Origin of the sequence: Streptomyces sp. NPDC012835 (assembly GCF_042900885.1) — a bacterium.
In the GTDB taxonomy this organism is placed as follows: Bacteria; Actinomycetota; Actinomycetes; order Streptomycetales; family Streptomycetaceae; genus Streptomyces.
In genome coordinates, this window is sequence record NZ_JBIBBW010000003.1 from 1,062,800 (window position 1) to 1,084,959 (window position 22,160).

At 71.1% G+C, this 22,160-nt stretch carries 15 protein-coding genes, 1 tRNA gene, 1 other RNA gene and 1 pseudogene; 9 read left to right on the top strand and 9 right to left on the bottom strand.

The window, feature by feature from the left end; all coding sequences use genetic code 11:
* Positions 1-39: 39 nt before the first annotated feature.
* Positions 40-138, bottom strand: an RNA gene (gene ffs, locus ACFY6S_RS17970) — signal recognition particle sRNA small type.
* 72 nt (positions 139-210) lie between these two features.
* On the opposite strand from ffs, the gene ACFY6S_RS17975 reads away from it, so the two are divergent.
* Positions 211-298, top strand: a tRNA-Ser gene (locus ACFY6S_RS17975).
* 118 nt (positions 299-416) lie between these two features.
* Here ACFY6S_RS17975 and ACFY6S_RS17980 read toward each other — a convergent pair.
* The 7 genes and pseudogenes from ACFY6S_RS17980 to ACFY6S_RS18010 all read right to left on the bottom strand — a co-directional run.
* Positions 417-572, bottom strand: a pseudogene (locus ACFY6S_RS17980) (site-specific integrase); the annotation flags it as partial.
* Positions 573-673: 101 nt separating this feature from the next.
* Entirely contained in the window at positions 674-1,363 is a 690-nt protein-coding gene (locus ACFY6S_RS17985) for a type I-E CRISPR-associated protein Cas6/Cse3/CasE (RefSeq protein WP_388817653.1), read from the bottom strand.
* A gap of 59 nt (positions 1,364-1,422) precedes the next feature.
* Entirely contained in the window at positions 1,423-2,271 is an 849-nt protein-coding gene (gene cas5e, locus ACFY6S_RS17990) for a type I-E CRISPR-associated protein Cas5/CasD (RefSeq protein WP_388817656.1), read from the bottom strand.
* The gene (locus ACFY6S_RS17995; RefSeq protein WP_388817660.1) at positions 2,268-3,617 is read right to left on the bottom strand and encodes a type I-E CRISPR-associated protein Cas7/Cse4/CasC; all 1,350 of its coding nucleotides are present in this window, start codon (positions 3,615-3,617) and stop codon (positions 2,268-2,270) included. The genes cas5e and ACFY6S_RS17995 overlap by 4 nt, the downstream gene beginning before the upstream one ends.
* Positions 3,614-4,234 (bottom strand): type I-E CRISPR-associated protein Cse2/CasB, encoded by a 621-nt coding sequence (casB, locus tag ACFY6S_RS18000; RefSeq protein WP_388817663.1) that lies wholly within the window; start codon positions 4,232-4,234, stop codon positions 3,614-3,616. The genes ACFY6S_RS17995 and casB overlap by 4 nt, the downstream gene beginning before the upstream one ends.
* Positions 4,227-5,837 carry a type I-E CRISPR-associated protein Cse1/CasA gene (locus tag ACFY6S_RS18005; protein WP_388817666.1) on the bottom strand — a complete coding sequence of 537 codons (1,611 nt, stop codon included), beginning with the start codon at positions 5,835-5,837 and terminating at the stop codon, positions 4,227-4,229. Before ACFY6S_RS18005 ends, casB begins: the two co-directional genes overlap by 8 nt.
* Positions 5,838-6,612: 775 nt before the next feature.
* Positions 6,613-6,789, bottom strand: a complete 177-nt coding sequence (locus tag ACFY6S_RS18010; RefSeq protein WP_388817669.1) for a hypothetical protein — start codon at positions 6,787-6,789, stop codon at positions 6,613-6,615.
* Positions 6,790-7,335: 546 nt separating this feature from the next.
* Here ACFY6S_RS18010 and ACFY6S_RS18015 point away from each other — a divergent pair.
* Positions 7,336-10,974, top strand: coding sequence for a hypothetical protein (locus tag ACFY6S_RS18015; RefSeq protein WP_388817672.1), 3,639 nt, complete (start codon positions 7,336-7,338; stop codon positions 10,972-10,974).
* Here ACFY6S_RS18015 and ACFY6S_RS18020 read toward each other — a convergent pair.
* On the bottom strand, positions 10,971-12,077 hold the full coding sequence (locus tag ACFY6S_RS18020) for a hypothetical protein (protein ID WP_388817675.1): 1,107 nt from the start codon (positions 12,075-12,077) through the stop codon (positions 10,971-10,973). The two genes, ACFY6S_RS18015 and ACFY6S_RS18020, sit on opposite strands and share 4 nt — an antisense overlap.
* Before the next feature lie 253 nt (positions 12,078-12,330).
* Here ACFY6S_RS18020 and ACFY6S_RS18025 point away from each other — a divergent pair, with 253 nt between their 5' ends.
* The 7 genes from ACFY6S_RS18025 to ACFY6S_RS18055 all read left to right on the top strand — a co-directional run bounded on the left by ACFY6S_RS18025 (position 12,331) and on the right by ACFY6S_RS18055 (position 22,060).
* Complete coding sequence (locus ACFY6S_RS18025) at positions 12,331-12,723, top strand: GIY-YIG nuclease family protein (protein ID WP_388817678.1); 393 nt, start codon at positions 12,331-12,333, stop codon at positions 12,721-12,723.
* Positions 12,724-13,531: 808 nt separating this feature from the next.
* Positions 13,532-14,305 (top strand): Crp/Fnr family transcriptional regulator, encoded by a 774-nt coding sequence (locus ACFY6S_RS18030; protein WP_388817681.1) that lies wholly within the window; start codon positions 13,532-13,534, stop codon positions 14,303-14,305.
* A 112-nt stretch (positions 14,306-14,417) separates the two neighbouring features.
* Positions 14,418-15,314: a hypothetical protein gene (locus ACFY6S_RS18035; protein ID WP_388817684.1), complete on the top strand. Its 897-nt coding sequence runs from the start codon at positions 14,418-14,420 to the stop codon at positions 15,312-15,314.
* Positions 15,315-15,319: 5 nt separating this feature from the next.
* The gene (locus tag ACFY6S_RS18040) at positions 15,320-17,854 is read left to right on the top strand and encodes a hypothetical protein (RefSeq protein WP_388817687.1); all 2,535 of its coding nucleotides are present in this window, start codon (positions 15,320-15,322) and stop codon (positions 17,852-17,854) included.
* Positions 17,847-19,007, top strand: a complete 1,161-nt coding sequence (locus ACFY6S_RS18045) for a hypothetical protein (RefSeq protein WP_388817690.1) — start codon at positions 17,847-17,849, stop codon at positions 19,005-19,007. The genes ACFY6S_RS18040 and ACFY6S_RS18045 overlap by 8 nt, the downstream gene beginning before the upstream one ends.
* Positions 19,004-19,555 (top strand): Pycsar system effector family protein, encoded by a 552-nt coding sequence (locus tag ACFY6S_RS18050; RefSeq protein ID WP_388817692.1) that lies wholly within the window; start codon positions 19,004-19,006, stop codon positions 19,553-19,555. The genes ACFY6S_RS18045 and ACFY6S_RS18050 overlap by 4 nt, the downstream gene beginning before the upstream one ends.
* Positions 19,556-19,651: 96 nt before the next feature.
* The gene (locus ACFY6S_RS18055; RefSeq protein ID WP_388817695.1) at positions 19,652-22,060 is read left to right on the top strand and encodes a VWA domain-containing protein; all 2,409 of its coding nucleotides are present in this window, start codon (positions 19,652-19,654) and stop codon (positions 22,058-22,060) included.
* Positions 22,061-22,160 lie beyond the last annotated feature (100 nt).

Sequence of the window (22,160 nt, forward strand, 5' to 3'; positions counted from 1 at the left end):
ATCGGCCCCCTCGGACATCGCGCCCGTAAGACCACCCCCAACGCAAGCGCCCCCCACGCACCCGCCAGAGCCAACCTACCCTTGCTGCCTTCCGGCCCTGGGGGAGTTCAGTCAGATAGCGCCACGTGAGGGGCTCCGCACACAGTACCCGATCCCGGCCCCGGGGAACGAGTTCGCGAGCACTCCCCAGAGTCTTGTATTGTTTGCCCCGGAGGATTCGCCTAGTGGCCTAGGGCGCACGCTTGGAAAGCGTGTTGGGGGCAACCCCTCACGAGTTCGAATCTCGTATCCTCCGCCATTGCTCTCACCGGGCAATACGTCGTAGGGCCCCGCTGCTTGCAGCGGGGCCCTACGACGTTGAGGGTGGCAGTTACCGCGTCAGGCGATGGGCGGCTCCACCGGGAGCGGCCAGAGGAGCCACCGATCTTGTCGGCGGCGTCGATGAGCACGCGGTTCGTGAGGTGCTGGTAGCGGCGGCGCATCCTGGCGGACTTGCCGGGCTCCCAGCCCGGGATCGCGTCGCCGACCGCGTCGGAGACACCGAGCATGAGCAGGACGGTCGCCGCCATGTGACCCTGGGGCACGCGAAACCGACAGCAGTGGTTGTTCGGGGGGACTGCGCCCAGAGCGGCTCCTGAAGGTTCGCGTTTCCCCTGTCGCTGACAGGGTTGATTCACCGCACCAGCAGTAGCCCGCAGCTGTACGCCCTGGCGTGGCCGATGCCCTGGTTGAGGGCGGTGACGAGGGCGGTGGGGTCGGTGATGGTGAGGGTGCCCTTGAGCTCCGCTCGGGCGATGCGCAGGCCCTTGTGCGGGGCCGGGCTGGAGACCTGCGGCAACATACGCACAGCGAGCCTTTCCAGGTCCGTGTCAGCGCCGATGCGTACGACCCCGTCCGAAGCGGTCGGAGGATGGCCGAGCGGTTGCAGGCGGCGGGTGAACCAACGCTTCACGTGCTCCGGGCGGGTGTGCGGGACCCGGGTACCGCGGGTCTTCGGCGGGGAGCCGGGCGGCGGCGGCAGCGTGCGGACCGGGTTGACGATCGTACGGAAGTCGACCCGGTCGCCGGGCCGGAAAGTGCGGTCCAAAGTGAGGGTGTGCGGAGGCTCGACCAAGGCCGGCCGTGGAAGGCCGCTCCAGTCGGCGGGGACCGATGACTGCACCACCAGGTTGAGCCGTGCCCGACGGAGGTCGACGGTCCATGTGGACAGGACACCCATCTGGGCCCGGGGGTCGAGGCTGCCGTCGTCCACCCAGCCGGGGAAGCCACTCATCACCGTCCGGTGCATGTCTTGGGCGTCGATGAGCGACTTGGCGGCGAACGGGTGCCGGGCATCCAGGGTCAGCAAGGTCTGGGTGGCCACGAATCTGGCCGGGCCCGGTGCGGGTGCCGGGGTCGAAAAAGAGGCAGCTGGAGTGGTGTTCACAGGATGATGTCCCATCCGGGGGCGCTCGGGGTGATCGTGATGCGGTGACGGGTTTCCCAGCGGAGGCTGTGGACGCCGCCGTCCGCGTCGAAGCGGACGGGCTGGTCCGGCAGACCGGCGCCGGTCAGTGGGCGAGGGCTCTCTATCCACGCCCAGGGACGCGTACCCGTGGCCCCCTGCGGGCTGGTCGCGTCGGGGAGCAGGGCAGACGACTCGAACGCGTCCCGCAGCGTCCCTGGCACGATGCCGAGGGCGAGGTCGCCGGTCGGCGGGCAAGCCTTGCGGCCCAGCCAGAGCAGGCGCTTCGGATGCTCCAAGGCGTAGGCGACCCGCTCCAGGAGGGCCGAGTCCTCATGTTCCAGGCCGACCAGGAACGCGGCGTCGGAGAGGTACCAGCGCTCGGTGATCAAAGCGTGGCGGCGGGCTTCCTTGGAGACGAGGGCGCCGGACGCCGGGTCGGCGGTGACGTACTTGGGGGAGCCGTACCAGGCCGCCAGGTCGACGCGGCCGAAGACGTCGGGTGGCTCAGCAACCGCTGCGGTGGCCTTCGCGGCACGCTGGTGGTCGGTCAGGAGATCACGCGGGCGTAGCGGAAAAGTGCCGCCGCCGACGGTGTGGTAGTCGCGGACACGGACTCCGGGACGGTCGGCGCGAACGCCGTAGCGGACCTCGGCGAGTTCTCCGAGCGGTTCCTCGCGATCCAGGCCGAGGGCCGCCGCGCAGAGGCCGATCACCCCCGATTTGGTGGGCCGGCTGTGGGTGTCGCGGTGGGCGAACCGGCCGGCCAGCCCCCAGGACTGGAGAGGGCCAGCCAGCCGGACGAGCAGAACATAGGGGTCGGTCACGAGGTGAGTTCCACGGCTCGCGTCACCGTGCCGAGGGATTCCGGAAGCCCCAACTCCATGAGTAGGCAGTCGATTTCGGGGTCGTAAGTGAGGAGCTTCGCCGCACGGAGATCGTCGCGACGGCCGCTGACGAAGACGTGGTGGCGCAGCAGCCTGCTCACGGCGACGGGGCCCGCCGGACCTTCGGCCACTTCGTCGACCGGCCGCTGGAACGCGGACGCGTAGTTGTACGGGCGTTCGCCCTCGAACGCGAGGACTAGTACGGGCAGGGAACCGGTGGAGGCGGTCGAGTTCTTCTTCGCTGCCGGGAATGCCTCCACGAACGAGTTCACAAACTCCTGTTCGGCCTCGGAAGCGGTCTGCTCAGCTTCCTCCTCCGTCATCCCGGCCACCCGCAAATTGATCCGGAGCTGGACGCGGTCGAGGACGGCGTGCCGGTAGAAAGTGCCGGAGATGAGGGATTGGTAGCCGGTCATGCCGGCGCCCGCGTCGTCGGCGGCGTCGAGGAAGCTGAGGGCGTTGCGTTTACGGTCGAGCTTGGCGTCGTCCGCCGCCGCGTAGAAGTCCTCGATCTGTTCGGATTCGTGCACGGTGAAGGCATGGCCGGTCTGAACCGCGCCGTCGACGTTCGGAGAGTCGGGGATCTCGGCGAGGAAACGGCCGTAGAGAGCGATGTCCACTGCGTCGCGGGGGGCCAGGGCGAGCAGAACAGCGTCGCGGGTGGCCTTCGGCAGGGGCGGCGGCGGAGCCACGGGCTCGGTCGCCACGCTCTCGGCCGGCGCTTCGGGTTCCGTGACGTCGGCCTTCTTCTTGGAAGCGGCACGGCGGGCCTTCTTCGCCGATTCGGCGCGGGCCAGCGCTTCGACGTACTCGGCGTACCACTCCTCGACCGCGGCCTCGTGGGCGGCAACGTGATCCGCGATCCGTGCCGCCGTGTCCGAAGGCGCGAAGACGAGCACCTTCGTCAGGTTGGCGACCGTCTTCTTCTGCGGGTCGCCGAACTTGAGGCCGCACCCCTCCATGACCGCACGAACGACGGCGACGGCGTGCTCGCGGTTCCATCCGTGCGCGGACTCCAGCTCACGGCCGGTCAACAGCGCCCATTCGCGGGTACGGACCCCCATGCTGCGTCCGCCGAGGGCCCCGCGGCCCGCGTTGGCGCGGTCGCGGGCGTGGACCCGCTCGGCACGCCGACGAGCCTGGCTGGTGATCATGTGCCGCTCCACGCCGCCGAAGACCAGCGTCTTCGGTTGGCCGTTCTCGTCGCGGACCGGCAGGACGGCGGCCAAGGTCTCGATGAGATGAAGGGAGAGGAACTGGCCCCTGCTGCGGGGTGGCTCGGTCACGAGGTGGAGTCCTTCCGGGTGTTCGGTTCCTTTTGGGAGTCGGCTTCGGGCCTGGGAGCCGATTCGTGTACCGCGCCCCGGGCTATCGACGCGGGCATGTGGAACTCGACCGACCAGCGGTACGTGACGCGCTCCCGGCGGTCGTTCCACTTGATCAAGTCCTCGGTCAAACCGGTCCAGGAAGGCGGCGGTTGTTCGCAGGACCGGAGGCGGACGACCGCGTGCTGGAGGTGCCGCCAGGGGATGCGGCGGCTGGCGACGACCCTGTCCAGCAGTCGCTGGGCGCCGGGATTGTCCGGCCCGCGCCCGGTCCCGTCCCCGATCCGGCGGGCCGCTGCACCCAGGCTGCCTCCGCCGTACGACGGAACGGAACGGCCCTGGTGGTAGACGGCGAAGAGGAACGCCATCCGCTCGAACAGCTCGCGATGATCGTCTCCTCCGTACCAGCCGGCCCGGATGTGGGCGCTGGTCCCGCCCCGAGCCCGGCGCAGTTCGGCCAGGGTGCCGTATTCGCGGTTGCGGACGAGAGCCGCCAGCCAGGCGGTAAGACCCGCGCTGTCGTGCGGGAACGGGGGCCGCACGTGCTCGGGCCCGGTCGGGACCGGAAGTTCAGTCACAGGCGGTCTCTCCTCGGAGTTCGGCGGGCGCCTTTCCGGCAGTGACGAGATTCTCGAAGCGCCGCACGGCGAGGGCCCGCGCGAGGTTGTTGCGGTCGCTGAGAGGCAGCCCGTCCAGGCGCCTGAGCAATTGGGCGCGAGCGGTGGCCAGGAGGAAGGCCGCGTAGGCGATGCACGGCTCGGAGACCGGGTCGTCGTCCTCCGGTCCCCGGTCGATCACCTCGTCCAGCATTTCGTGAAAGGGGTCTTCGGCGGCGGGCCAGAACATGTGGCGGGCATCGAGCCTTGCCACTTGGCTCGCCTCGTCCGCCACCCGCATGGCCGGGAATGCCGTCTCGGCCGCCACGAGGGCCGCTTCTTTGAGCGACCACGCCAGGTACTCGGCCAGCACGGACCCCCGGTAAGAGGCATGGTGGAGGTGCCTTTCCATGTGCGGGGCGTAGGGGTAGGAGCCGTGCGTCCAGATGACCGGGAGCGTCTTGTTCGCTAGCAGCCCTACGGCCCACAGCTGATACGGCGCTCCAGCGCCACCGCGTCGAGGCCGGAGGGACCGGAGCCGGGCGTACAGCCCCGTGCGGTCGTCCCGGACGGCGCTGTAGAGAGCGTGGGCCTCTTGCCAGAGCGCCCTGGTGGGCGACGGCCACAGCGGCTTGCGTACCCCGCTCATGGTGGTGCTGAAGACGGCGTCCTGGAGGTGGCTTTCCGGGTCGAGAGCGAGGACTTCACCGGCGCCGATCAGCACCCGGTCGACCATGGTCTGCCCGTGCGGTCCGGCTGCGGGACGCAGGAGGACCGAACGCCCCAGTGTGCTGTGCAGGTCCGCCGGGCCGTGCGGGGCGCGGGGTGTCACCGCGCCCTCGAAGCACCGTCGATGGAATCCGTCCGGCGTGGTCCAAGAGGTGTTGAGCGAGCCCGTCGGGCCGTTGGGTGGATAGAGGTTCAGGCGCAGGGTCTCGCCGAGCGTCCGGCCCAGGGCCACGACCCGGATACGGCCCGTGAGCCTGCCGGCGCCGAGGTTGGTCACCTTGGCGCCGAGCCGCTTCCCTGACATTCGGGCCCGCCCGTAGGGGCCGTAGGCGTGCTGGGTCAGCACGGCGCGGAAGGCTTCGGCGGCAGGGAGTGGATTGGGCCGTTCGAGGTGGTGGTGGTCGAAGTGCTGGTTGTAGTCGCCGGCGTGCTCGATGACCAACTGAGCTGTTCCGGTGCTGTTTTCGGCGAAGTCGTTGGCCAGCCTGCTGCTCTGGGCCAGGGGGGAACTGTGGTGGAACAAGTTCCAGGAGTCGTCGGGGCTGCCGTCCAGCCACTCGGCGGCGGACGAGAGATCCCGGCCGGTGTCGATCCAGTCGCGCCACTCCTCGTCGGAGGCCGGGCAAACGCCGGCGGCGAAGCAGATCGCCAGCAGGTACTCGATCACGGCCACCCCCTCGCCGGGGGACGAACAGTCGACCGCGGACAGTTCGTCGGCCTGCCGTAGGAGGGCGCAGAGGGAGTGATAAGCGGAATGGCCGTCGAGAGTGACGGTGGGAACGCAGGGAGAATACCGGGGGTCCCAGACGAAGGGACGGGGTGCTGGGCCGGAAGGGGGGAACGGGTCGTCGGGCATTCTTCTCCACCACCGTCCTTGGGCGCGTGAGCAGCGAACCCGGAGGCGGATCGGTTTCCGTCCGGGAGGTAACACCCCCACGCACGCGGGGAGAAAGGCGATTCCGGAATCGTGCCTGATCGAGTCGCCGGGACACTCCCACTTGCGCGGGACGATGGCATGCCCGGGCCTCGGCCGGGAATCGCCTGCCTACAGCTCATCCGCCTACCGGAAGCCGCATGTATGAACGCCATACACTCGGAAACTGCCGATCCATCGGTGGTCTCGGCCGCCGCCTCGCCGGCATGCCGGCGAGGCGGCGAGTGGTTCCCGTTCCGTGTCCGCGAAACGGGAACCGACCTGGCTGGGACCGGCCGTTCTTGGCGCACAGTCTGCGCCAAGAACGGCCACCTAGAAGAAGTGATTGATCACCCCTCCGACCACTGCGGCGATCAGGATGAGAACCAGATCGCCTCCCCGTCGTCGCAGCCATTCCCACACGAACCTGCCCATATCCACCTCCGCATCGACGCCTCGCGCCCTGCCCGTCAGAGCAGGGGGCGTCCACACGGCCGCAGGGGCGGGCCGTTCCAAGAACACTGACAGCCACCGGCACTCTGCCGCAGGCGTTCGGCAGAATCGGCTCCAGTCATTCCCGGATCGTGTCGGGTTGCCTCTAACCCGAAACGATCCGGCTCGGGTTGCCTCTAACCCGGACCGCGTCGCGTTGAGGGGGCTGATGCAAGGTTCCCCGCCTCGGAGTACGGGCCAATGCCGCGGCCCCGCCCGCTCCCCCTCACCGCGCTCGCCGTCGCACAAGGATGCCGAGGGTCGCGCGGGCGTCCTTGCGCCGTTCCGGGCTGGGCGCGAGGACGGAGACGAGGGCGATGAAAACCAGGCCGCACGCGTAGAGCAGGGCGGCGTAGCCGGTCAACAGGGCGCTTCTGAATAGCAGATGAGGGATCTCGGACACGTGCCATCCTTCACTGAGGGCCGGTTGTCGGCTGGTGCGGTCAGGGGCTCAGCATCGGAGAAACGGCCTCTGTGCGGCGAGCGGCGCCGGGGGCCGAAAGGCGATTTCCGCAGGTCCAGAGGCAGATACACGACGGTTCGGCCATCGGTCGGCAGAGTTGGGGGGACACGAGCGGTGACCGAGACGGAGAAACCTGCACGAGCCGAGCTGGGCAGGATGCTGACCTGCTTGCTCAAATGCTCCAGGCTTGGTCTCAGGCAGGCGTCACGGGCAACCGGAGTCCCTCTCGGCACCCTACGGACCTGGCGGGACGGGAAATCGGCACCGGACCCCGGCCGCGAGCACGACTTCTGGTTCGCCGTATGGGTGCTGCGACGGACAGCGAACGATCCGGGCCCTGCGGATACCCAGTGGGAGCAGGCCCTGCGCGCCGCTCAGCAGGAGGGCGCGGCCAACCAGGCGCACCGGCCGGATCTTGGTGTGCACCGGCCGGCTCACGACTTACCCGCCGCCCCTTCCCGGGACCGCGCCAACGAGCGTGCGGTCATGGACGCCTTCGTGCGGGACTCCGATGCCGGAGCGCCGACATATCTGTGCTGGTACGCGGATGCCCCTGTGGGGAAGACATCGCTGCTCGCGGACTACGTGCTGCGCCACCGGCCGGCAAACGTCGACATCCTGGCCTACTTCGTCGCCCCGACCCACCACACAGACACTCTGGCCGCGTTCAAGAAAGAAATGGCACAGCAAATAGGGAAATTTCTCGGTGGGCACCTGGGGGACGCTCCTCGTGAGGCTGCCGAGTGGGACCGTCTTTTCGGTCGGGCCGCCGCGAAGAGCAGGCAGAGCAAGCGGTCCCTCCTGCTCGTGGTCGACGCACTGGACGACGACAAGGCGTGGCCCGGCCGCGCCGCCGAAAGCATCGCCGGGTTGCTCCCGGCTTCCCTGCCCCGGGGCATGCGCGTCGTCGTATCGCTACGGAGCGGGTTGCGCCCTCCCGACGACCTGCCGCTCGGCCATCCGCTGCGAGAAGTCGCGTACCGGCACCTCCTCGGCCCCGTTGCGGAGGCTGTCCATATCAGGCAACCTGTCCCTGATCCAGCCGAGTTAGGGATGCCGGTGGCCGGGCTGCTGGCGGTCTCGGGCGGTGGTCTGCGTACGGCGGACCTGGCGGAGCTGGCCGTAGTGTCCGCCGACCGGCTGGACCGACTGATCCAGGGGCCGGCGGGGCGTGCCCTGGTGCTGGACGACCCGGTCGCCGGGACGTACCGGCTGGCCGATCCCCAGCTCGAACGCGCCACGCGGGAGAGTCTGGGGGACACCGGTACCGCCCAGTACCTCCGCTCACTGCTTACCTGGGCCCGGAGTTGGCGGGACGCCGGCTGGCCGGCAGCAACACCGTCGTTCCCGTTGGCGATTCCGCGGGGGCTGTTCTCGGACGACACGGCGCGCACGGAGTACGTCCTCGATCCCGCCCGGCTGCACAGGCTCTGCATGACGGCCGGGGCGGGTGCCGCCCTGGATCAACTCAGCTCGTTCGAGGATTCGTTCGGAGTCACCCTCGGCGATCCGGCGACGCTGGTGGCCCTGGCGGCGGCACGGGACCTGGTGCGCCGGGAATCCGGTGAGGTTCCCGACGGCGCGCCCGCGCTCATGGCTCGCCTGGGGGACACCGCACGGGCTCGCGGGCTGGCCCTTTCCGCCCCCACGCCCACCGCTCGCGCGGTGCATCTTGCCGAACTGGCAGTCGAGTTGGCCCATGCGAGACATCCGAGCGTGGATGCCGTGGTCCGGGAGGCGGTCGCCTGTTTGTCCTGGAACCGAGCCGATCACGACTCCCCCGCGGCCTACCCGCAGTCCAACGTCTTCACCAGACTCTTGTCCGCCGCGCGCGAGATCGGCAAAGTCACCGGTCCAGGCACCGCGCGGCCGCTACTCCTGGCCGTGGTCCGCAACCCCGGTGCGGGGACCAGTGAACTCGACGGAGCCATCAGGCTGCTGGACGAGTTCCGCGACTTCGACTTCGCGTCACTACTGGTCGAGCGTGCGGAGAGGCTGAGCGCCGGCGACACGCGCGCACGGGCGGCTTCGGTGGATCTCTGGGGCGCACTGGCACGGGCGATGCCCGTGTTCGGCCAGTTCGCGGGCGACCGGATCCAGGACATCTACGCCGGACTGGATCCGGACGACGGGCTGGGGGCGGTGGACGTACTGGCAGCGGCAGCTTCGGCGCTCGCGCTGCTTCCCGCCGCGAGGCCGAAGAAGGCAGCCGCCCCGGCACGAGAGGCCCTGGCTCGGACAGCCCGCACCGTCGAGCCTCGAGCCGGCACGGAGACCGAGTCGGTGTCGGAGGAGGACCAGGCTCACCTGCACCGTGAACTGAAGGGAGTCCTGGCCCACCTCGCGCAAGCCTTGAATGACACCAAGGCAACGAGAGCGGACCTTCGCGGCTTCGGGCGACAACTGGATTCCCTGTCGGCGTCCCTGCGTGTCAGTGCACTCGGGGATCTCACGGAACGCGCCCGGTGGATCGTCGACGAGGCCGACAAGGTCCTGGTCCAGAAGGAGCGGGAGCAGGCGGCAAAGGAGGCGGAGCGGGACAAGAAGCAGCGTGCAGCGGAGCGGCGGAAGAGGGAAAACCGGAACAACCAATACAAGAATGCTCAGGCCGAACGGAAGGCCGGAAAACGAAGCGCGCAGTTGCCGGCCTCCGAGGCATCCCCGGAGCCGCGCGTCCAGCTTCCTCCGGCCCCTAGACGCGCTCGCGCTCACCGCAGGACCTGGGATCTGCCCGCCTCCGCCGACGATCGGCAGATCGCTCCCCCGTACCTTCTCCTGCTCCAGGAGGCGGAAGACCGCCTCGGCACGGAGAGCCTCCCCGACAGCCGGAAGGAGAGCTGGGAACTACTGGACGCGGCGCTGCGGAAGGCGCCACGCTCGCAGGTTCCGGCCGCTGCCGACGGTCCCTGCGACCCAGAGCTCTGGTCCGCAGATCTCTGCCAGGCCCTCGGTACGGTTGGCAGATTCGGCGACGCCACCGCACTGGTGGCGGAGTTGACCGAGCCGGCCGAGCAGGCAGGGCACTTTGCAGCTCTCTCGCTCGGCTGCTCCCTCGGCGGGCACGACAACGCGGGGGCTGAGTACGCCAACGCGGCGAAGGAACTGCTCCCGGACGAGGCCGGTCCCTTCCTGGCCGCCCGGGTGACGCAAGCCCTCGCGTACGCCGGCGCCGAAAGCGTGACTACTGCTCTGGACACCGGTGGTACCAGCGCGCAGAGGCGACAGGCAGAGGCGGCTGCCGCCGTCGGGCTCGCCCGGCACCGGCCCGAGGAGGCGTTATGGCTCACCGAAGGTCTCGCCGCGAAACTGGCCCGTCGGATCGCGGCGCCGAACCGGACCGGCCCGTTTCGAGTCCTTCCGGAGCTGGCGACCCTGCTCCTCGCAGCACCGGGCGTACGACAGTCCGGCCCGCGCCTGCGGGATGCCTTGCACCGAGCAGTACGGGAGGTGACCGGCTCGTCCGCTCCGCAGCATGCACCGTCGATGACCATCCTCGCCCTGCTCGGACGGCTCGGCTACCTCTCCGACGAGACCGCCGAAGCCGCCGTTGATCGATGGCGCTGTTCGCTCCGGCCTGGGCCCGATTCCAAAGCGGAAGTCGCCCTGCTCGCCGCCGTGGAGGGTGACACCGGCTTGGCATGGCGTCACGCCGAATCCCTTCGCACCCCGGCGGAACGGTCGCTGGCTCTCGGTGCCGTGGCGGCGCACCTGGCGGGGGTCGAGACCGCGCCCACCACCGACACGCTTGCAGACGACCGAATGGTCAGAATCTGCCTCGCGCTCGCCCGTGCCGTTACCAGGGATGGCCCGTCGAGAAGAGGGCCGGCCCGACACACGGTGCACCGACTGCTGAGGACGGGCGCCTGGACTTACGCCTTCCCCGCACTCCCCGGCACCGCTCCAGAAGCACTGCCACACCTGGCCGCGATCGCTCTGTTCGCCCGGCGACAGCGGGCCTTCGCGCCGAACACCGGCGCGGACGGCCCGCCATGCCGACCCGGACCCCTTGACCCGGTGGGCGCCCCGACCAAGCGGGCGGTGGCTTTGTTCACGAGATTGGACAGCAGATGTCGACCACTTTGGGAGGCACGAGAGTCTGGCGCTGTTCGATTGCCAGACGGCTAGAAGAGGTCGGCCGAGGTGCCCTGCGTGAGGTTCTCGAGGATTGTGCGCAGCCACGGGCTGCGCACGGTTGGTAGCCGGACCAAGGTGTCCTGGAACGTTCCCCGGTCGGCCCGGAAAAGGTAGTTGGGACGCGGCGGGAGCGGGTCGTCGCGGAGGACGTCTTGGGGTATGCGGCCTGACGCGGGAACCGGCATGTACGGCTGGGGAGAGACCAGCCACAGCCACACCCCCAGCGGTAGGGGCACCGGGTGTGCCGACGCAGTCGGGCTGGCGGGAGTCCAGGTCCGACCTGTCTGGGGATGGACCGGTACGAGAAGGATGTCGACGTCCGCGTCCGGGGAGGGCTGTCCCGGTCCGGACAGGACGGCGCGCCGCTTCGGGGGGCCTGCCGGCAGCAGCGCGTCGAGCGCGCGTTGGAACACGTCCGCGGTCAGACCGCCCGGGACCTTCACCGTCTGCCCTTGGGAGGCAACCAACAGGTGGGCGAGCGCCTGGCCGGCTGCCGCCTCCCACTGCGGGCTCCACGACCAGTAGTGGTTCGCCCCCAACCGTCCTCCCCACGTGGCAATCGGCTCGAACGGGGGCGTCTTCCCCCCCTTCTCTGCCAGCTCCGCCCAGGAGAGGAGCGCGACGTGGATACCGTCAACGGGGACGCGGTGGACGGCGTCCGAGCTGAGCCGCACCGCCTGCCAGAGCGAGCAGTCGTCGACCCTGGTCGCCACTGGCAGGTCGCATGCCTCGCAGGCCATGTTGGGTCCGTCGGCTCCGTCGAGGCCGCAGCAGGCACCGCCGCGCTTCTCGGGGATCAGCCGGGTTCCGCGGATATCGCCGGGCGCGATGACACTCGCCCCGGGTGTGCTGTCGGACAGGGCGTGGACCGGCGCGTAGATGCCGCGTGCCTCCGCCTCGCCCGGATCGATCTCGTCCCACATCCGCCACGGCCCTCCCCAGGGGGCTGGGTCCACGGCAAACGTCCCGGACTCCATGAGCACCGGAAGCTGGGCCCCGTTCCCGTACTTCTGACGGGCGTGGACTGGCAGGGAGACCTGGGACAGCGGGGTGGTCAACTCGGCGCCGCATCCCGCACACACGAAAACGAACAAATGTCCTCCACCTGGGAAACAGCGCATCGTCGCAGTTCGGCGGCAGCCAGCCAACGTGTTTTCTCGTCCGCCGTGGGAACGGCACCTGTCACCGTCGTGGAGCATCAACGCAGCGCGGGCAAGTGCCAGCCGCCGTCTCTGACGGCGGCAAGCGACTCCCCGGTGTGCTGTGGCGCCTCCCGAAGTGGTGAACATCTGCTGCCCATTCTCGTGAACGAAGCCACTCGCGGACATCGAGAGCGCGCTGAACGACGTGGAGACCCGCGCGGCCAACGTGCGCACCGGGTACGTCTACGTGATCTCGAACGTGGGGGCCTTCGGGGACCGCATCGTGAAGATCGGCATGACCCGACGGCTCGAACCTCTGGAACGCGTCTACGAACTGAGCGGGGCCGCGGTCCCGTTCCGCTTCGACGTGCACGCCCTCATCTTCAGCAAGGACGCGGTCGGCCTGGAGACGCGCCTGCACCAGGAATTCGCGTCGCGCCGCGTCAACCGGGTCAACAGCAGGAAGGAGTTCTTCTACGTGACGCCCAGCCAGGTGCGGGACGCTCTGACCCGCTACGCGGGCGAGCACGTCGTCGAGTTCAACGAAGTGCCGCAGGCGCTGGAATGGCGAGCCAGCAGCGCCGGTCGGAATACCTGAGTCGGCCGCTGCCAGGAGGGCGGGGACGGCGTCTCGAACCGCCTGGACTCACCACGGGCAATACGTCGAAGGCCGCCGCTGCCCGCAGCGGCGGCCTTCGACGTTCCATCGGTACCGGCAGTCGAGACAGCGTGGTGACCGCGCTGACGTTCATACGAACGCTCCGGAACAACGTGAACCGGGGCGAATCCGCGCATTTTCCCTTCGGCGAAGAAGAGAGTGGAGCGCCGTCAGGTGCCCGTACCGGCACGTGTCACGGTGTCGGCCTCTCCGACGGCAGCGCAACCAGGCCGGCGGCGACCGCGACGCTGTTCGGGGACGGGAGCGACGCGTTTCGCACTGACGGCCGACGTTGCCGTTTCGAAGGCTCGGTGAGGAAGGGACCGCGGGCGAAATCCTCCCAGCTTAGGGGGCAGTCGAGAGCCCGTACGGCACCTCTGTCGCGGTCTGCACGTCGTGCCACGGCGGAAACCCGACTTCACGCCAAGTCCTCAGCCCTGCCCGATTCGCCGTCCGCGCAGGCCCGCTTCGGCCGGTGAAACGGGCTGACCTCGGCGTCGTTCGGGAGCAGGGGACCAGAGACAGGGAGACCGGACAGTCGGAGCGGCGTGACGGGTGTGGCGGGTGTTGTGGGTGTGCATCGGGCCCGGCGGGCTCAGGGCGTCCACCTGGCAGTTCGGTAAATACCGGCCGGTAGCGTCAACATGGCGTAATCGGGACTCTGTGACATGTCGCTCTGTCACCATCAACGCCAACGAAAAGACGCCAACGCAATTCAGCCGTCCGAACTGCCACGGGGGGAGTGGACATGGGGCTGCTTGGCGACGAGGTGGCGTTCGCACGCGCTCTGTCCGCTCAGGAGAACGAGAGCGTCACGGCACTCGGACATCGCAAGCACTATCCGGCCGACGCCCATTTGCTGACCGAGGGCGACCGGTCGAGTCATATCGTGATCATGTTGCGGGGCTGGGTGACGGTCTCCGTGGCGACGGACCGTGGTGCGACGCGGCTGATACTCGGCCTGCGCGGTCCCGGTGAACTGCTCGGCGAGATGGCCGCGCTGGACAGCCATCCGCGCAGCGCCACCGTACGGGCCCTCGGCCCGGTGGAGGCCCTGGTCATCCCCGGGGACGCGTTCCGCCGGTTCCTCGCCCAGCATCCCCGGGTCAGCGGTCTGGTCATACGGCAGCTCACCTTCCGGCTCCGCAGCGCCGACCAGGAGCGCTACTCGCTCGCCTCTCTCACCGTTCTCCAGCGCCTGGCCCGCCGGCTCACCGAACTGTCCCGCGCCGAACCCTCGGGCCCGTACACCCCCGCCGCCGTGAGCGCCCCGCACACGGGTACCGCCGTGCATCTTGCCCAGGACGAGCTGGCCGCCACCGTCGGAGCCACCAGGGAGGCCGTGGCCAAGGCCCTCCGGCTGCTGCGCACCCAGCGGATCGTGCGTACGGGCAACCGCGTGGTGGAGATCCTCGACCCGGAGCTGCTCGCGCTGCTCGCCGACGGCCACGACAGTCCGGACGGCCACGGCCGGCCTGACCGCCGCACCGGTCATCAGGAGACACCGGAGCAGCGGAGGTAGGAGAAACCCCCACTCCGGCATGTGTAAACGGCTACAGACACCCTCCGCCCCGCGCCCGACGCTGAGTGAGGACGGTGCGGCACAGCAACGGAACAAGCAGAAGGAGTACGGGGTGGACGACACGAGGGATGTCACCGAAGCGCACTACGAGTTGGTGATCAACGTCGACGCGCGGCGGTCCGGGGGGTACGAGGATGTCGAGCGACCGCAGCTGCGCGCCCGCATCTACCGGGTGCTGGACACGGCGTTCGCCCACGCCAAGGTCGCACGGACCGCCTACCACATGGAGGACCGCGGCGACGGGGTGCTGCTGTCGGTGCCCTCACGTGTTCCGGTGACCCGGCTGCTCGGTCTGTGGCTGGTCGAGGCGCACGAGAAGCTGCGGGACGAGAACCGCGCGCTGCGGGTGCCGCTGGGGCTGCGGATCGGCATGCACGTCGGGCCGGTGCGCCACGACGACAAGGGCATCAGCGGGCGCGCGGTCGACCTCGCCTGCCGGCTCGCCGACTCCGGACCGGCCCGGTGGCTGCTGGAGGCCGAGCGGGCCGATCTCGTCCTGGTGGTGTCGGAGTCGTTGTACGCCGACGTGGTCAGCGGCGGCGGCAAGTTCATCGAGCCCTCGCGCTACGCGTCGGCCCGGCTCCCGCTCAAGCCCGGCGAGGGTGAGGTCACCGCGTGGTTCCACCTCCCCGGGCGGCCCGCTCCGGAGATTCCGGACGGCCCGGTGGAGCAGGCCGTCCCGGCCGGACCTAGCGGTACGGCCGGGAACGGCAGCACGGCCGGGCCCGGCGGTACGGCAGCTCCGGCCGGCTTCGCGACTCCGTACCGGGAGACTTCGCAGGACCCCTATGACGGCGTGGACGACGACGTGGAAGACGACGTGGACGACGACCACGAAGGCGCGCGCTACTCCGTACGGGGCGACATGTCCCAGCACCGGGACAACGTCTACCACCAGCCCGTGCACATCGGCCGGACCATCGGCGACGCCGGCCGCCGGAAGGGCTGAGCCTCATGATCGACAACGAGCCGGCCGTCCCTGCCCCCGCCCCCGCCCCCGGTGTCGCGGACGGCCGGGCGGGCGGTGACCACGGCGAGGCGCGCCCCACCGACAGGGAGAGGGAGGCGGCCGAAGCCGCCGAGGCCGCCGAGCAGGAGCGGGCACACGCCGCCGGCCGGTTCAGGGAGCACACCCGGGACCCACTGGCCGAGGAGCAGAGCGACGACGGGACCACCGATCTCGCCGCCGCCTCACGGGCCCGCCGCTCCACCCGGAACATGTACACCACCGGCCGGGACCTCGCCACCTTCGACCGTTCGATCATCGCGAGCGCCCATATCGGCGACGTCCACTTGCGGTTGGACGGCCAGCGCCCCCGTACGGAGATGCGCACCGGTCCCGTACCCGAGGACGAGCTGCGCCGCATCCGCCGCATCCACATGGAGCCGAAGGGATACGTCCAGCTGCGCCAGGCGCTCGTGGCGCACCGGCTGCTGGTGCTGGTCGCCGCGCCCGGCACCGGGCGCACCAGCACCGCGCTCTCCCTCCTCGACGAGGTCACCCGCCGCGAGTCGCCCGGCCCCGTGGACGGCGGGGCGGAGCCGGGGTCGGGAACGGGTGCCCGGCACCGCGTGTCGCGGGTCGATCCGGTCGGCGGGGTGCGGAAGTTGCGGGCCGAGCTGACCGGGCCGGACGCGCCGGGCGGCGCCGAGGCGCGGACGCGGCGCGGCACCGGATATCTGCTGAAGCTGTCGCCCGACCAGCGCGACACGCCACCGCCCGACGCGCTGGACCTGGACGGGCTGGCCGCCGAGCTGGACGCCCGCGGGGCCTTCGCGGTGATCGTCGTGACGGCCGGTGCGGCGGCGAACGCGCTGCTCGCCGGGCGGTACGGGATGTTCTGCCCGCCCGTCCCGACGGCTGAACTGCTCGCCACCCGGCTGCGCGAGCGGCTGGAGGACCACATCGCCTCGACGCCGGGCGACGCCTCCGCGGCGGCCGACGGTTCCGGCGTCGCCGACCTGATGCGCCGCGCCGAGGAACTGGCGGCCCGCCCGGATGTCCGGGACGCCGTCGGCCTCACGGATCTGCGCCCCGTGGAGGCCGAGTTGTTCGCCTCCCTGCTGGCCGGTCGTCTGCGGGCGACCGTCACCGACGACGAACTCCTCGCCGGCTGCCGCAGCCTCGCCTCCGGGCAGGCCAGGGAGTGGTTCGCCGGAGTGGACCGCGCGCTCGCCGCGCCTTCCGCCGCCGGGCCTGACGGCGGCGACGACGACCGCGGCGGCACCACGCGCCCGCGGGCCGCCGCGCTCTTCCACCCGGTGGCGTTCCGTATCGCGCTGGCCGTACTCAGCGGGGCCACGCACAGCGCAGTCGCCGCCGCCGCACATCTGCTGACCTGGGAGCTTTCCGTACAGAGCGATCCGGACCGCACCCCGGCGCGCCCGCTGTTCTGCGACGACCCCGACTCCGACGCCCTGCTCTCACGGGCCGAGCTGGTCGAAGGACGGATCGAGGTGGCCGGCGCCGAGGTGCCCGCCCGGCTGATCCGCTACCGGGGCTCCGCCCTCCCCTCCGTCGTCCTGGCCGAGGTCTGGGATCAGCACTTTCCCGTACGGGCGCCGCTCGTGCGCTGGCTGCGTCTGCTGGCCGACGATCCCCGCCCCCAGGTGTGGATGCGCGCGGCGGTGGCGGCCGGGGAGCTGTGCGTACGGGACTTCGACCACGGATACGCGGAGCTGATCCGGCCGCTCGCCGAGGGCGCCGTCCCGCGCCGCCGGATCTCGGCCGCCACCACGCTCGACCAGGCGGCCGGCCACGCCTCGCACCGGAAGGCGGTGCGGAAGCTGATCGACGACTGGAGCCGGTACGGGACGAAGTCGCTGCGCTGGACGGCGGCGATGACGCTGGGGTACGGCAACGCCGCCGCCTCGACGGACGACACCCTGGCCGCGCTGGCCCGGATCGGGGTCCGCGACAAGGGGGATCAGCTGGCGATCGTCTCGCTCAACGTCGTACGGCTGCTGACCCTCCCCGACAGCGCGGCGGTGCTGCGGGCCATGGCCGGCTGGGCGCACCACCGGGACGAGACCCACCAGGACCTCGGTCTGGTGACCACGGTCCGGTTCGCGACGACCGTGGTGGCCGAGGTGCTGGACGACGAGCCCGGCTCCGCGCTGGGCGACCACGCGGACTGGCCGCTGCCGCTCGCCCTGGCGGTCACCCGCCCCGACCTCGTCCCCGCCATGGCCGATCTGCTCTGGACCGCGCTCAACACCGCGCGGTCGAAGGACGTGGCCATGGAGGCGCTGGCGGGGCTGCTGCGCTCCGCCGTGCGCGGGAACGGCACGGAGTGGACGCGGCCGGGACTGGCCGCGCTGCTGCCCGCGCTGATGAGCGAGGACCACGACAGGCGGCGGCTGGACTGGCTGCTGCGCCGCATGATGAACGATCCGGACAATCCGCTCCCCGACGCGCAGGCGCGCTCCCTCTGGTGGCTCGCCGCCCCGCCCCGGGACCGGACGGGCGAGGAGGACAGGCATGGCTGAGGACCGGTACCGGGCGAACGGAACGGCCGGGGAGGACAGCGCGGCGGGCGACGACGCCGCCGGCGGACCCGCGCCCGCGGGCCCCTATCTGCGGGACTACGGGCCCGCGGGCCCGGTCCGGCCGACGAGCGCCCGTACGGCCCTGGTGCTGTTCTACCGGAACGGCGGTCACAGCGTGGCCACCGTCTCCGGCGTCCAGCACTACGACAAGCGGGCCCTGGCCAGGCCGTTCACCATCTGCGAGATCGCGCTCGGCACCTTCGAGACCACGCTCCAGATGGAGCTTCCGGCGGCCGGCGGCGCCACGTTCTTCAAGGCGGAGGTGGACATCCACTGGTCCGTGACCGATCCCCATCTGGCCGCCGTCGCCGTCGTGACCGATGTCGCCAAACGGCTCACCGCGCCGACGCTGGAGCGGCTGCGCGAGGTGTCGGCGGACTTCCCGGTGAACCGGGCGGAGGAGGCCAACCGCGCCATCACCGGGCACTGCGCCGGTGGACGCTGGGACGACCTGGGCGGCGAACTCGGGCTCCGGGTCAGGCTCTACGTACGTCTCCGGGTGGACGACAGAACGATTCACCACGTGGAAGGCATCCGGGACGCGAACGCGTCGGCGGAGCTGACCCAGGTGCGTCAGAACAGGATCCTGACCATGTTGCAGGGCGGGGAGCTGTTCCAGCTCAGCTACATGATGGCGACCGACCCGGAGACCAGGAACTTCCTGGAGAAGATCCGCCAGGAGGGCCGGCAGGACGAGAAGGACCGGGTCGAACGGATCTTCGCGATGGTCGCCGGCGGCCAACTCCACTCCAACGAAGTGGAGTCGCAGGCGCTGGACCTCCTCAACCACGGTCAGCGCTCGGTCCACGGCCGTCCCGCGATCCAGGGGCCCATCGGCTCGCTGCCCGCCCGGCGCGACACCCCGCGCCTCGAACCGTCCCGCGAAGCGCCGTTCACCCCGGACTGGGTGGCGGACGAACCGCCGGCCGGGGCGGACCGGCGGACCCGCCCGGCAGACGACTCCGGCGACACCGACCACGTCGAGGACATCGGCGACACCGACCGCTTCGACGGCATCCAGGACGCGGCACCGCGACCGCCGCGCCGCCGGAGCCGGGACGACGGCTGGTCCTGGGCCGAGGAGGACCAGTGAACGACGACGCGGCCACCCGTACCTCCCCCGCCCCGATCGTGCCGGTGCCGGACGGGGGTCTGCACGGCCACGACCGGGCGGGGGAGCGCATAGCCGAACGATTACTGACCACGGTCAGGGAGGACCTCGGCCGCGCCGACACGAAGGCCGGCATCCTGCTCTCCGGGACGCTGGCGCTGCCCGCGTTCCTGATCACCCGGCACGGCGCACCCGACTGGCACGGCCCCGCCGACCTCACGCTGGCACTCGCGGTGCTGCTGTGGGCGGTCGCGGTGATCGCTCTCGTACGGGCGCTCATGCCCCGTACGGGGACGGTCCGCGACCGGGACGGGGTGACGTTCTTCGCCGATCTGGTGCCGCCCCTCGACCACGAGCGGCTGTACGCCGAGATCGCCGACGCGGCCCGGGACCCGGCCCGCTGGCTGCTCATACAGGCCGTCGACGCCAGCACCATCCTGTCCGCCAAGTACCGCGCCATCCGGTGGGGAACGGCCACGCTGGCCCCCGCGGTGGCACTGGCGCTGGTCTGGGCCATGACCGCGCGCTGACCGGGCCCGGCACACACCGCTCGTACGCGCCACTCGCACGCGTACCCATCCGCACGCACAACCCACTCGTATCGAAGCGAAGTTGAGGGGAAGACCGTGGAATCAGTCGGCAGCAGACGGAAGACGGAAGGAGGCCGGGGGCGCCGCCGCGCGCTCCGCGTGTCGCGGCTGCTGGGCGTGCTGGGCGCCGGGGCTCTGCTCCTCTCCGCGCCGGCTCCGGACGGCCATCGGACGGTGCCCGCGGCCGGTTCCCAGCCGGCCTTCCCCGCCGTCAACTACGTCGTCGCCGTGGACGAGTCCGCCAGCCTCGCGGCCGAGGACATGAAGGCCGAGAAGGCCGCCGCGGCGCGGATCGCGCTGGGCGACGTCTCCGCGACGTCCAACGTCACGGTCTTCGGGTTCGCCGCCGCCGAGTCCGACGGCCAGAGCGCGGTGGACCCGGTCTGCCCGCGCACCGCCCTGGACGCCGCCGGACGCGAGTCGATCGGCGCGTGCGTCGGCAGACTGCGCGGACGCGGAAAGAGCGAGGGCACCGGCACCGACTTCCCGGCCGCGATCCGGCAGGGGGTGCACGAACTGAGCAACGACACCGACGAGTCGGTGCCCCGCGTGCTGTTCCTCCTGACCGACGGGGTGCTGGACGTCACCGACAGCCCCAAGTACGGAGCCGCGTCGCACCGCGAGGAGGAGGGCGAGCGGCAGCTGAAGCAGGCGCTGAAGGACGCCGCCGACCAGCGGGTCCAGATCTGGCCGCTGGGCTTCGGCCCGGCCCCGGACAAGGCGCAGCTCGACCGGATGGCCGCCGGCGGTTACCAGAAGGGCTGCGTCGAGCTGCCCTCCGCCCGCCCCAAGGCCCGCAAGGTCTCCGGCGCGAAGGACGTCGGCCCGATGCTGGAGCAGGCGTTCGCCGCCGCCCACTGCCTGCGCTATCAGCGCGGCGACAGCAAGCGGCCGCCCGCCACCCTCGAAGTCGCCATCTCACCGCTGGCGACCGTGGGCAGCATCGTCGTCGACAAGGGCGACCCCAAGGTGACCATCAGCTACATCGACCCGCTCGGGCACCGGGTGCCCGCCTCGGGAACGTACGAGAAGTCGCGGTTCGAGCTGGCCGGTGCCGGTGACAACGTGGAAGCCCTGAAGATCGTCGACCCGGTGCCCGGCATCTGGAAGGTGAAGGCCGAGGCCCCCGACGGACACCGCTCGCTGCCGGTCGGGGTGAGCGTGCTGTGGCAGGGCGAGCTGCGCGGCTCGATCACCATGGACCCGCCGTCGCCGGAGCCCGGCCGCCGGACCACGGTCACCATGCGGTTGCAGACCCGCGAGGGGTACGAGATCGCCGACCCGAAGGACTACGCGGGGCTCCGGGTCAGCGGTGAGCTGACCGGGGAGGGCTTCGCGGCGGTGCCGCTGCGCCTCACCGACGACGGCGACGGCGCCGACCGTACGGCGGGCGACGGGGCGTTCACCGGTTCCGCGCGTATCCCGCGGAGCGCCGCCGGGGCGCTGAAGGTGAGCGGCACGCTGACCGCGTCGGGGCTGCGCGCCGACACCCGCAGCGAGAGCGGCCGGGTCGCGCCCGGCGTGCCGGCCGTCACCGCCGCGCTCTCCCTGCCCGAAGCGGACGTGCACCCCGGCGACCGGATCACCGGTTCCCTCGCCGTCCACAACAACACCGACACCCCGCACACCCTGCGGCTGTCCGTCACCGACCTCGCGCCCGGCCTGCTCTCCCTCACCCCGGCCGAGATCGTGGTGAAGCCGGGCGAGTCCGCGCGTCCCCGGGTCACGGTCGAGGTCGCCGAGGCGGACGCCTTCGGGGGCCGGCTCGACAACGGCGGACTGCGGCTCGGCGGGGTCGCCACCGTGGTCGACACCACGGACGGCGACCGCCCGCTGGTGCGCTCCTCGCTCCCGGTGCGGGTCACACCGGAACCCGGCCTCTGGACGCTGTACTGGTGGGCCTTCCTGCTCGCCGCCGGGCTCGCCGTGCTGGCCGGCGTGGCGGTCATGACCTGGCTGCGGCAGCGCCGTACGCGCCGGGATCCGTTCGGTCTCGTACTCCAGCTGGTCTCCGACCAGGGGGAGGTCCTGAGCCGGCACCCGGCGGGGCACGGGACGAAGCAGTGGTACGAGTTCGCCGTGGTCGAGCCGCACCGCAGCCCGCGCATCGAGCGGCGCGCCAACGGGCCGTTCGCCGTGCGGCGCAGCCCCGAGGGCGGGGCCGTTCTGCGGACCCGGGGCAGCGGGCTGACCCGGCTGCCCGCTCGCGGGCAGGTGCCCCTGATGGACTCGCTGAGCCTGTCCCTGGGCGAGGACACCAGGCCCGGCCGCAGGACGGGCGGCAAGCCGGGCGGCGGGCCGGGCGGGAAGCGGGGCTTCAGGACGCGGTCCGGGCCCGTCCCCGGCCGGACCGCCCCGGCCGGCACCGACTCCGGCTCCGACGGAACCCCCACCACCCCCACCGGCGGCCAGGGCGGCGACAGCGCCTACGACATGTACCGGTGACCGGCCGGGCGGGCCGGCGCGTCACCGGCCCGCCCCGCCCACCGCCCCCCGTACAGCGCCTCCGGGCGGACACACCGCACGGGGGCTCCCCAGACGCATC

What these genes read in the sequence shown, in the direction of transcription:
- ACFY6S_RS18045 (WP_388817690.1), top strand. Translation starts at nt 17,847, where the DNA reads ATGGCTGAGGACCGGTACCGGGCGAACGGAACGGCCGGGGAGGACAGC.
- ACFY6S_RS18015 (WP_388817672.1), top strand. Translation starts at nt 7,336, where the DNA reads ATGGACGCCTTCGTGCGGGACTCCGATGCCGGAGCGCCGACATATCTG.
- ACFY6S_RS18005 (WP_388817666.1), bottom strand. Translation starts at nt 5,837, where the DNA reads ATGCCCGACGACCCGTTCCCCCCTTCCGGCCCAGCACCCCGTCCCTTC.
- ACFY6S_RS18030 (WP_388817681.1), top strand. Translation starts at nt 13,532, where the DNA reads ATGGGGCTGCTTGGCGACGAGGTGGCGTTCGCACGCGCTCTGTCCGCT.
- ACFY6S_RS18040 (WP_388817687.1), top strand. Translation starts at nt 15,320, where the DNA reads ATGATCGACAACGAGCCGGCCGTCCCTGCCCCCGCCCCCGCCCCCGGT.